Source organism: Paenibacillus sp. V4I7, assembly GCF_030817275.1.
Lineage (GTDB): Bacteria > Bacillota > Bacilli > Paenibacillales > NBRC-103111 > Paenibacillus_E.
The window spans coordinates 2,190,459-2,202,198 of sequence record NZ_JAUSZD010000002.1; the positions used below are offsets into that span (position 1 = coordinate 2,190,459).

General features: G+C 47.4%; 9 protein-coding genes. 7 read left to right on the forward strand and 2 right to left on the reverse strand.

Features of this window, described 5'->3' with window-relative positions:
- Nucleotides 1–28: 28 nt before the first annotated feature.
- The 4 genes from QFZ80_RS11135 to QFZ80_RS11150 all read left to right on the forward strand — a co-directional run bounded on the left by QFZ80_RS11135 (nt 29) and on the right by QFZ80_RS11150 (nt 6,844).
- The gene (locus QFZ80_RS11135) at nt 29–1,501 is read left to right on the forward strand and encodes a DUF5060 domain-containing protein (protein ID WP_307558869.1); all 1,473 of its coding nucleotides are present in this window, start codon (nt 29–31) and stop codon (nt 1,499–1,501) included.
- Nucleotides 1,482–2,942 carry a DUF5605 domain-containing protein gene (locus QFZ80_RS11140; protein WP_373460393.1) on the forward strand — a complete coding sequence of 487 codons (1,461 nt, stop codon included), beginning with the start codon at nt 1,482–1,484 and terminating at the stop codon, nt 2,940–2,942. Before QFZ80_RS11135 ends, QFZ80_RS11140 begins: the two co-directional genes overlap by 20 nt.
- Before the next feature lie 21 nt (nt 2,943–2,963).
- On the forward strand, nt 2,964–5,324 hold the full coding sequence (locus QFZ80_RS11145; RefSeq protein WP_307558871.1) for a glycoside hydrolase family 95 protein: 2,361 nt from the start codon (nt 2,964–2,966) through the stop codon (nt 5,322–5,324).
- Nucleotides 5,325–5,521: 197 nt separating this feature from the next.
- A complete protein-coding gene (locus QFZ80_RS11150) occupies nt 5,522–6,844 on the forward strand; it encodes an IS4 family transposase (RefSeq protein WP_307556960.1) in 1,323 nt (440 codons plus the stop codon).
- Between the two features lie 480 nt (nt 6,845–7,324).
- Here the strand turns inward: QFZ80_RS11150 and QFZ80_RS11155 are convergent, their stop codons facing one another.
- On the reverse strand, nt 7,325–7,639 hold the full coding sequence (locus QFZ80_RS11155; RefSeq protein WP_307558873.1) for a hypothetical protein: 315 nt from the start codon (nt 7,637–7,639) through the stop codon (nt 7,325–7,327).
- Complete coding sequence (locus tag QFZ80_RS11160) at nt 7,639–7,818, reverse strand: hypothetical protein (protein WP_307558875.1); 180 nt, start codon at nt 7,816–7,818, stop codon at nt 7,639–7,641. The genes QFZ80_RS11155 and QFZ80_RS11160 overlap by 1 nt, the downstream gene beginning before the upstream one ends.
- A gap of 312 nt (nt 7,819–8,130) precedes the next feature.
- Here QFZ80_RS11160 and QFZ80_RS11165 point away from each other — a divergent pair, with 312 nt between their 5' ends.
- Genes QFZ80_RS11165 through QFZ80_RS11175 form a run of 3 tightly spaced genes read left to right on the forward strand, consistent with a single transcriptional unit; the run spans nt 8,131 to nt 11,732 of the window.
- Nucleotides 8,131–9,228, forward strand: a complete 1,098-nt coding sequence (locus QFZ80_RS11165; protein ID WP_307558877.1) for a Gfo/Idh/MocA family protein — start codon at nt 8,131–8,133, stop codon at nt 9,226–9,228.
- Nucleotides 9,225–10,073, forward strand: a complete 849-nt coding sequence (locus tag QFZ80_RS11170) for a sugar phosphate isomerase/epimerase family protein (RefSeq protein WP_307558879.1) — start codon at nt 9,225–9,227, stop codon at nt 10,071–10,073. The genes QFZ80_RS11165 and QFZ80_RS11170 overlap by 4 nt, the downstream gene beginning before the upstream one ends.
- A 9-nt stretch (nt 10,074–10,082) precedes the next feature.
- Complete coding sequence (locus tag QFZ80_RS11175; RefSeq protein WP_307558881.1) at nt 10,083–11,732, forward strand: hypothetical protein; 1,650 nt, start codon at nt 10,083–10,085, stop codon at nt 11,730–11,732.
- Nucleotides 11,733–11,740: the final 8 nt, after the last annotated feature.

Sequence of the window (11,740 nt, forward strand, 5' to 3'; positions counted from 1 at the left end):
ATGAAGGATTGAGGGGGATAACGAACCGATGGGCATTCAACAGAATGGGCGAGAAGTGGATAAATGGGAACGGTTCGAGCTTATGTTAAAGGGACCTTCTGGAGGAAATCCGTTTCAAGAAGTTCAGCTATCCGCCCGATTTCAATACAAGAACCTCATTGTTGAGCCAGAAGGCTTTTACGACGGAGACGGAACGTACCGGATCCGCTTCATGCCTGATCGAACTGGCGTTTGGCGCTATGTTACCCGCAGCAATCACAGTGATCTTGATGGTCACTCCGGCGAGTTCGTATGTGTGGAGCCATCTTCAGGGAACCACGGTCCCGTGAGGGTAAAGGATCAGTATTTGTTCGCTTATGAGGATGGTACGCCTTATATGCCGTTCGGCACTACGTGCTATCACTGGACTCACTACAATGAACAGCTGGAGGAGCTTACTTTACAAACGTTGAAAGGGTCTCCTTTCAATAAAGTAAGGATGTGTCTTTTGCCTACGCAGGATATGCGTCCCCCTTTGCGGTTGGCTTTCGTAGGAACAAATCCGGAAGATATTGACAAAACGCGATTCAATACCGATTTTTTTGCCCATTTGGAAAAGAGGATCGACGATTTGATACAGCTTGGCATAGAAGCCGATCTCGTCTTATTCCACCCGTACGATAAGGGGTATTGGGGTGTCGACAACATGGATGCGGAAGCTGATCTTTTTTACTTGCGTTACGTGATCGCGCGCTTATCCGCTTACCGCAACGTCTGGTGGTCTCTATGCAATGAATACGACTTTAATAAATTTAAAACAGTGGACGACTGGGATCGACTTATCCAATTCGTGCAGCATCGCGACCCATATCAACATCTTCGTTCGATCCATAACGGCACAAAGATGTATAAATCCTCTTGGCTGTACGATTATTCCAAGCCTTGGATTACTCATCAAAGCATACAACATTGGGATGCTGAGCTTACGACAAGCTGGCGGGAGGCGACTCCGAAACCGATCGTCATTGACGAAATATCCTATGAAGGCAATAGCTCTAGACGTTGGGGCAATATTTCCGGAGAGGAAATGACCCACCGATTTTGGGAAGCCATATCCCGAGGCGGGTTTGTCGGGCATGGTGAATCATTCATTGAGCGGGAGACAAGGGCATGGATATCCTCCGGGGGTAAACTGTACGGAGAAAGTACGGAGAGAATCGCTTTTTTGCGAAAAATCATGGAAGAGGGTCCAGCTGATTGGATGAAGGCATGGCAACTAGGAACTTATGGGCTCTTGTATTTCGGTCATCATCAGCATGCTTATAAATACGTTGATTTACCTGAAAATGCTTCCTACCACATCGAGATCATCGATACTTGGAAAATGACCATTACACCGGTTAAAGGCACGTTTCGCGGAAGAAGCAGGGTTGACCTTCCAGGGAAATCGAATATCGCTTTACGCATATTGAAGGTAAGTGAAGCAAACTCGGCAGGAGGAGATCAGTCTGAAGTTAACTAAGGAAGTGGAACGCTGGGGAGTGTTTGAGTTGACCTTGGAAGGTCCCTCCGAAGGAAACCCGTTTAATGACATACAGCTTGGCGCTCAATTCAAGAAGGGTTTGCTCTATGCTGAAGCGGATGGATTTTACGATGGGAATGGGAAGTACCGCATACGGTTTATGCCGAAGGAAGAAGGCGTTTGGGCTTTTACAACGTCAAGCAATTGCTCGGTTCTGGACGGGATTGTGGGAGAGTTTACCTGCACAATTTCTGAGGACGGCAATCATGGACCCGTCCAAGTAAAGAATGCTGTTCATTTTCAATATGCGGATGGTACACGGTTTATCCCGGTTGGCACGACTTGTTATGTATGGCATCTGCAAAGCGAACAACTTCAAGAGCAAACGCTGCGTACTCTGCAGCAATCGCCATTTAACAAAATCCGCATGTGTGTTTTCCCAAAAAGTTATGTGTTCAATAACGCCGAGCCGGATGCCTATCCTTTTGAAGGTTCGCCGGAACAAGGTTTCGATTTCTCCCGCTTTTGCCCGGAATATTATACCCATTTAGAACGAAGGGTAAAGGATTTGGCAGATTTGGGCATAGAGGCGGATCTTATACTGTTTCATCCGTATGACGAAGGACGGTGGGGCTTCGATGAGATGTCACCCGATGAGGATGAGCATTACCTACGCTATGTGATCGCACGTCTCGGCGCTTACCGCAACGTGTGGTGGTCGCTTGCCAATGAATACGACTTAATGAAGCACAAAAAGACCGAGGATTGGACGCGCTTGTTTCGTATTGTTCAGGAATACGATTATGGCGGACACTTACGCTCGATCCATAATTGTCGAACATGGTATGATTTCGGCGTTCCATGGGTGACACATGCGAGTATCCAACATAACGACGTGAGAGTTGCATCGGAAGCCACCAAACAATACGGAAAACCAGTCATTATTGACGAGTGTGGGTACGAGGGTAATCTCGATACTCGCTGGGGGAGTTTGACACCTGAAGAGTTAGTTTGCCGGATTTGGGAAGGAAATTGCCGCGGGGGCTATGTAACTCATGGCGAAACGTATTTGAATGCGGAGCAAGTGCTTTGGTGGTCGCATGGAGGGGAACTTCATGGACGAAGCGTTCGGAGAATCGAATTTATGCGTGGTATTCTTCAAGATGCGCCGGGTCAAATGACATACAGCAGCGATCGGCTTGATGCCGCCACATTGGAGGTAAGGGGCGAATATTATTTGCAGTACTTTGGCCCTCATCGTTTTGCATTCCGCGAATTTTCGCTGCCTGATGGTAAATATGAAGTAGATCTGATCGATACATGGAACATGACCATCACGCCACTAACTGGGTCGTATGAAGGACGATTCCGAATCGATTTGCCTGGGAAGCTTTATTACGCTTTGAGAATTCGAAAAATGACTGATTCGTCTAAAAAATAGCTTAATCAGGGAGAGATGTCATTGGAACATTTGCGGAAATCAACTGGAAGTACAAAGTTATGGTATGAAAAACCGGCAAAAACGTGGAATGAGGCATTGCCGATCGGTAACGGACGTCTGGGTGCGATGATATTCGGAAAAGTAAATCAAGAACGCCTGCAATTGAACGAAGACTCGGTTTGGTACGGCGGACCGGTGAACGGAGACAATCCGGATGGTCGGCGATATTTTCCGGAAGTAAGGCGTTTATTAAGTAAAGGGAAACAAATTGAGGCAGAAGAGTTGGCGCAAATGGGGTTAATGTCTAATCCCAAATCTATGCGTCCTTATCAACCGTTAGGTGATTTGCATTTCTACCACGACGGGGAAAAAAAGATGATTTCCAATTATTACAGGGATTTGGACATTGAGCAGGGTATCGCCCATGTCAGCTATTGCCTAAACGACGTTCTCCATGTAAGGGAATTGTTCAGTAGTGCGGTCGATCAGGTGATGGTTATCAGGATCACGTGCAATCGGCCTGCAACATTGAATCTCAGGATGCATTTGAGCCGTAGACCGTTTGACGAAGGTACGCAAAGGATGGCCCATGATACTTTGATGATGAGCGGAGAAAGCGGAAAAGATGGTGTGACGTACTGCACGGCAGTGAAAGCTGTTCCAGAAGGTGGAACGGTTGAAGCAATCGGTGATTTCCTCACGGTTCATCAGGCGGAAGCTGTTACCATCTATCTGTCGGCTGCAACAACATTTCGTCATGAGGACCCTCAAGCCGAGTGCATTCAACAGCTGGTTCATGCAGCAAGCAAGGGATTTGAGCGGGTTAAGAAGGATCACGTATCGGATCATGTCTCTAAATTTGGGCGTGTAAAGCTGGAGCTGGACAGTCCCGAAGATGCCGGTGAAACCGAAATACTACCTACCGATGCTAGGTTGCAACGATACAAAGAAGGCGGGGAAGATCCCGGGCTTATTTCGCTGTTTTTCCAATATGGGCGTTACTTGCTAATGGCCAGTTCCCGCCCTGGTTCAAATCCTGCGAATTTGCAGGGCATTTGGAATGAAAGCTTTACTCCGGCGTGGGAGTCCAAATATACGATTAATATTAACACGGAGATGAATTACTGGCCTGCGGAAATTTGTAATTTGTCCGAATGTCATGAACCTTTGTTCGATTTGATCGATCGCATGCGTCCTCATGGCAGGAAAACAGCACAAAAAGTGTACGGCTGCGGAGGGTTCGTCGCTCATCATAATACCGACATGTGGGGATCAACTCAAATTGAAGGGAATCATATACCAGGTTCGATTTGGCCGATGGGTGCCGCTTGGTTGTCTCTTCACCTCTGGGAACACTATCGGTTCGGCTTGGATGACCAATTTCTTCGTGAACGGGCGTACCCTGTGATGAAGGAAGCGGCGGAATTTTTCCTGGATTACTTATTTGAAGACGAAAAGGGACGTCTTGTTACGGGCCCCTCTACCTCTCCCGAAAATAAATTCATCGGTCCCGACGGAAGCGTGGGTTGTCTGACTATAGGTCCTTCCATGGATACCCAAATCATCTATACATTGTTCAGCGCTTGTATGGAGGCTTCCAACATTCTTCAAACGGATGAAACAATACGGGAGAAATGGGAAACTACACTTCGCAAGCTGCCGCAACCGCAAATTGGCAAACACGGGCAGCTGCAGGAATGGGTGGAGGATTGGAACGAAGTCCATCCTGGTCACCGCCACATCTCCCACTTGTTCGCGCTCCATCCTGGAGAAATCATTCATGTGAGGCATACACCGGAATGGGCGCAAGCGGCTAAACGTACGCTGGAACGCAGGTTGGAGAACGGAGGCGGCCAAACGGGATGGAGCCGAGCTTGGATCATTAATTTTTTTGCGCGCTTGGAAGATGGGGAACAATCTTATGAGCATCTTCGCTTGCTGCTTTCCCTCTCGACATTACCGAATTTGTTCGACAATCATCCACCGTTTCAGATTGACGGAAATTTCGGCGGAACTGCGGGAATTGCTGAGATGCTCCTGCAATCGCACCGTGGGGAGATTGCGCTGCTTCCGGCCTTGCCGAAGGCTTGGCAAGGCGGTAGAATCAGCGGTTTTCGCGCTCGTGGCGGTTTCGAGATCGAGATGGAATGGGAGAAGGGCGAGCTTACCCACTGTGTCATAAAAGCGACGAAAAGCCAATTATGCACCGTAACATGCAGACGCCCGCAATCGGCTCTTATTGTGGAAACAGATGGGAAACCAGTTGAAACCATTACTTCGGAGTATTTGACCAAGTTCGACGCTGTTGAGGGTAAGACGTACGTGCTCACAGCAAGGAAGCAGACTCAGCTTGAAGAAGCGAAGATGGTAACCAACATATAGCGTTGGAAATAGGATCATGCACAAGGCCACCGTTATCGGCAATGTCATTAAGTTAAGGCGAAAGGCCAAAATCAAGAAAAAGAGCAGGTTATCGAAAAGATAACCCGCTCTTTTTTTACGTCCAAAAGAAAAAAGAACTTGACAAGCAGTTGGAAATGTGTGGCGAAGCCCCTTGAAAAAACGAGGAGGTTACGCCAATGGATGAGTACTCGAATTCGCTAAAAGAAACACTGACATCCCTCATACGAGAAATGTCAGCTGCACCAGCACCTTTTGTCAAAAACCCCGAAAAAGATTTTACCCGAAAGAAAAAGCTTCCCTTTGAAACGGTTATGCAACTCCTGATCTCAATGGGGGGCAACAGCTTATATAAGGAACTCTTGGAATCGCAGGGCTATGACGTAAATACCGCAACCACCTCTGCATTTGTCCAACAGAGGAATAAAATCCTGCCATCTGCTGTGGAATTCTTGTTTCACGAATTTACGCAATCGTATACCGATATCAAGGACTACCGTGGGTATCGATTACTTGCCGTTGACGGTTCGGATTTGCATATCGCAACTGACTCTGCGGACACGGACACCTATTTTCAAAGTCAACCGAACACAAAAGGCTATAACCTTCTGCATTTGAACACAGCCTATGACTTGTGCAATAGACTTTACGTGGATGCGATTATTCAGCCACGAAGGTTGAGCAATGAGGGAAGGGCGCTGGCTGCTATGGTTGACCGTTCCCCCATCAAGGGCAAAACCATTGTTACTGCCGATAGAGGTTATGAAAGTTACAACAATTTCGCTCATATTGAACGAAAAGGGTGGAATTATGTCATACGGGTAAAGGATTTGGATTCCAGTGGTATTCTTTCGGGTTTGTGTTTGCCCTCTGGCGGAGCGTTTGATCTGGACGTTCATCTGACACTCACCAAAAAACAAACCAAAGAGGTCAGGGCTCATCCCGAGATTTACAAGTTCGTCCCTTCCACGTCTACCTTTGATTTTTTGGATTTGCATGAGAACTTGTTTTACCCGATTTCCTTTCGGGTTGTTCGTTTCGTCTTGCCAAATGGCGCTTATGAAACCGTCATTACGAATCTTTCTGCCGCTGATTTCCCACCCGATGAAATCAAGTCCATTTACAACATGCGATGGGGCATCGAAACCTCTTTCAGGGCATTAAAATACACGGTAGGTCTGACGAATTTTCACGCAAAGAGACAAGAGTCCATCACCCAAGAGATTTTCGCAAGAATGATCATGTACAATTTCGCTGAAATGATTACCTCGCACGTAGTCATTTCCCAAATGGATAAACGGCACCAATACCAAGTCAACTTCACAGTTGCCGTTCACGTTTGTAGACATTTCCTGCGCTCAAGGGACGATGAACCCCCGCCCGATGTTGAAGCACTGATTCGCAAAAACATTTTGCCGATTCGACCCATCCGCCCAGGACAGCAGAATACGCGCAAAATCCGCTACAAATCCGTTGTTAGCTTCGTCTATAGAGTAGCATAATTCGTTTCATATGAACATTTTTTTAAGCGGAAAGTTCATCCGCTTTGTTTGCTGTACGCTTTTTCCTTGCTGGCGCAAGAAAACAAACGGCACAGGGCTTTTCCCATGCCGTTTTGGATTCTATTTTTATTCACGGTCTTGTCTTTGAGCCTAACTTAATGACATTGCCGTTATCGGTGGCCTTGTTTTTAGTCGTACAGCATATCCCTCAGTCATCCTCGGCGACTTTTTGCACAGCCACTTTTGCTGCAATGATGTTTTTCATCGTTAGATTCAAGTTGAGGTAGCATTGCGATTCCTGCAACGATGTTTTACATCGTTATGAGTGGGGTCGGGAGTATGACGGTACATAAAAGATTGATGCAACGATGGTTTACATTGTTGCAAGGGAGCTCAATCTTCGTTTCTATGCTGTAACGATACTTTTCATCGTTGCGTCACAGGTCAGCAAATTCTGCTGTTATGGAATGTGATAAGAGATTAGACGTACATTCGTTGCTTACCGCGTGCGCCAGGGATAAGTATTCCCTTTGAGAGTAAGCTGTGGAGCAGGGTGCGTGCTTTTTGCTGCTCAACATTTAACGCCGTACATACGTCACTCTGTTTTACTTTTCTATTGCTGCGTAGCGCCAAACAAATAATCTCTCTTTCTTCGACAGAACAACTGCTGTACCGACCGGAGTTACTGCTTCCAAACCATTTTCCCATGAATTGATGGATCATTTGCTCGCACATTCTCGGTTTGTCTTTCACATCATCGAAGGAGAAGCGGAGCAATTTCCAGCCATCGAGCATCAAATGATTTTGCCTGATCCATTGATCGGAAAACTAAGAGCGTGTAATCTTCTGCAAGTGAGGACCGTAGCCGTCGATTTCGATTGCCAACCGGATGTGCCCGCGAATGAACGCAAAGTCGATAAATCGTGTGCCGTCGCGAAAGTCCTGGATTTCATACTCAGGTACCAGATTGTCAAACCACCATACCTCCTTAGGGAAAAATAAAGCCGCTCCCCAGTCAGGATAACCTGAAACTGAGCAGCGGCGTGTGCTTCACAACCGTATATCTATTGAAATATTATAGCACAAAGCTGAAAGCTACTGCTACTTTGAAAATTGTCTATCTTTGGAATAGATAAAGACAAGGCTCCTGAACTCTGTGTCCAAAGGCACACATTACACCATCAAAATGATTCAATCATTGTGGTCGAATGATCCCTAAAAAAAGCATGAACAGCCTATAAATGTTTTTTCGTTGTGATGTAATGTAGTAATTAAGAGGTGATACCATGGAATTTATTAGACCTGAGAATTATTTGCCAAGAAAGCAAAATATACCGGACTTGAAGAAATACGGAATCGGCTTAATCGGCTGCGGGAGCATTGCGAATACGGCGCATTTACCCGCCTATCGTAAATATGGATTGCATATTGCGGCTGTCTGCGACGTCAACGAGGAAGCGGCTCGCGCAACAGCGCAAAAATTTGATATTCCGCACTGGACGACCGATGTCAATGAACTATTGCAAAATGATGAAGTAGGCATTATAGATTTGGCGATCCATCCTGAACCGAGACTGGAAGTGCTGAAACTGATTGGCAAGGCACCTCGGCCGGTATTATGCCAAAAGCCGTTAGCGCTGGATTTGGAGCATGCTCAGGTGCTTAGACAAGAGGCGAATCGGTTAGGTATCGTGCTTGGCGTGAACCAACAGGCTCGCTGGGCTCCAGCTCACAAAGCGCTGAAGATGGTACTTGAGCAGGATCTCATAGGTGAGGTATACAGCATTCACCATGATATGCGTTCATTCCAAGATCAAGCTGGCTGGTGGTGGACGAAAATGAACAATTTCAATATTGTAGATCACGGAGTCCACTATGTGGATTTGTGCCGATATTTTAACCCTAATCCCGAAGAAGAGTGGTCCCGGGTTCACTGCACGACAGCGCAGTTGAAGCAGCAGAACGCGATTGACCCGCTGATCTATTCGGCTAACGTCGAGTTTGGTCCGAAAGGCGGACGAAACCCGCTCATGGCTTCGCTTCATTTTAACAATATTGCAAAAGCAAGCCGTTCCCACAGCAACACATGGTGGATTGACGGGACGGAAGGAAGCCTCTGGTGTACGCAAGAAACTCTCTATATGGCGCTGAACAAGCACAAAAACGTCGTGCACGAGATCAAGCTGAAAGGAACTTGGTTCCCTGACGCCTTTGCAGGCTCCATGATCGCATTCATGACTGCCATGGAGGAAGGCAAGCGCCCGCCGGTCACTCCGGAAGATAACATACAGACCGTGGCCATGACGACTGCAATGGTTATTTCCAGTCAAGAAGGATGCGTGGTTGAAAGAACGGACGTGTTGAAAGGAAGCGATCAATCATGAACAAACTTGGTTTTATGAGTTACATATATCTTGGCTGGAGCGCGGAAGCAATCGCCGAAGACGCGAGCAAACACGGGTTAGCTTATGTGCAGATCGACCCGAAACAAGCTATGCAGGTGATGGACGATGAGCCGTTTTCTCTGACTCGTGCTGAAAAAATCCGTACCATCTTTGAGAATAAAGGGATTTCCGTCGTAAGCTTGTCGGGATACACCAATTTGCTGAACCCTAACCTACAGAAAAGGGAAGACAAGTTAAAACAGCTCGAGAAGATGATCGACCTATGTTCAGCTTACGGTACACGGTATATCGCGACAGAAACAGGTAGCCTACACCCTACCAACGCTTGGCGCGATTTTGAAGGAAACCGGACCCCTGAAGCATGGGATGAGCTGTTGAAAATGGTTGACCGTTTGCGGAACCGGGCTGTGAAGAACAGTGCCGTATTGTTGATCGAAGGATTCGCGCTTAATGTGCTGGCGAGTCCGGAACAGGGTGTCCGTTTGATGGAACAACTCGGAACCGAAGGGTTGGCGCTCATTATGGATCCTTTCAATTATTTGACGCAAGAAGATTTGAGCCGACAGGAAGAGGCTATGGCAAACATATTCGACTGCATTGCCCCTTATTCTCCGATTGCGCATGCCAAAGACGCACTTTACGGAGACGGAGGATTTACAACACCTCGGGTAGGGGCGGGACAGGCGGATTGGAGCGTGTATGCAGCGCTGCTTGCCAGTCGATTGCCGGATGTTCCGTTGATTCTGGAGCATGCAAAGCCGGAAGAAGTAGCGGAATGTTTGGATTTGATCCGAAAATCCTTTGAAAGTGCAGTTAGGATGTGAAGGATTTCTATGACGCATAAACCGAGATTGGGTATACAGGGTCCTGTCGTCGCATGGCAGGACTCATGGGCAGGCGAAGCTTCAGAGCTTATTATGCGGACGGGAACGGGAAGTATTTGTCCGTCTCAAGACCGAAAGCCTGAGCCTGAAGAATTTCTACACGCCTTGCACGAGTTGGAAGCGGACTTTTATGTTCATCATGTGATTCCAGAAATGAAAGGGTATTCAGAGCTCTTGGCAGATATCGCGGAAGCGGGATTAGACATTTGCCTCGGCAACGAATACGGAAATATAAACGGGCCCTGGACGGAAGGAACGAACCGGTACGACGTGCCCGATGAGACGATCATGCAAGCAGCGCGCTCGGGTCGGTGTATCGGACTGCTTTACGATGAACCGGAGCATCTGCAAATAAATGCCGGACAGTATCGGCATGACGGCTGGTTCCCGCACTGGGGCAGCACCGATGATAGGAATTTGGAAGAGTCGCGCGACAAGGTTGAGCAGTCGGTTCAATCCCATGTCCAGCATGTACAGAGCGTTGTGGAGCAAGCCGGATCACCCCGCATAACCATGCCATTAATTGCGGAGCATGTGTTTCCTACCATGTTCCACACGTTTGCCAGAGCGGGAATGGACATTTGTCCCAAGATTATGAAGGAATCGTTTCAATCCTTGCAGTTATCTACCGCATTGGGAGCGGCCAAACAATATGACAGAGCTCTATGGATTTGTGCCGATTTGTGGGGCCCGGATACGGGAAGGTGGTTCACCCGTTTTCAAGGATTTCCCGGCCACTCTCCGCAGGAATTTGAGTCCGCTTTGAAAATGGGCTACTTGATGGGACCGTCCCATTTGTTCGTGGAAAATATCGATGTTCTGTTCAAACATACTTCTATGGGATTTGAAACAACCGAATTCGGTGAAGTGTGGAAAGAGTTCGTCCGTAAATTTATCCCTGAGCATACGTTGACCTGGCACCATTCGCAGGCGAATCCAGATATCGTAATCATTCATTCGGATGACGGTAATTACGGGCAAAACGAAAGGTTGTTCGGCAATAGGACACTGGTTGATTTGGGCGGTTCCCAAAGCGTATTTCACATCTGGCATTTGCTTAGCCGAGGAACGATACCTGCTCACGGCAGCTGCATGCATATCCCAGGCTACGACTTTCCAAGACACGAATTGAAAAGAGACGTAGCTTATGAACAATTTCCGTTAGAACAAGGGTATGTTTCAAGCGATGGAAGAAGGGTGCATCCGTTATTTTATCCGGTTCAAAATGTCCTTGCTTTTGACAATCAAGTCAGCGCAGAACAGCTGGGCCGACCGAAATTGATTATGGTTGGAGGGTCGTCTCTTTCCGCCGAAACACTGTTTGCTGTCATTAAAAGGGCAGAAGATGGGGGAGTCGTCGTGATCGCAGAATGGTTGCTCCCTCCTGATTGTTCGGAAAAGCTAAGGAAGAGTGGAAAAATGGGCTTTGGAAAGTGGATCGTCACGAACGATTTTTTGGATGAACGAGTGAAAGAAATCGTTGAACCCTTTTTGGGGAAGGAACGCTGCTGGACGCAGCGTTTTGGCACGACAGAAGTAAGGATGTACCCAAAGGACAGGGAAGGGTATACACTCGATTTTGAGATTGCAGCTGTATGAATCGAATC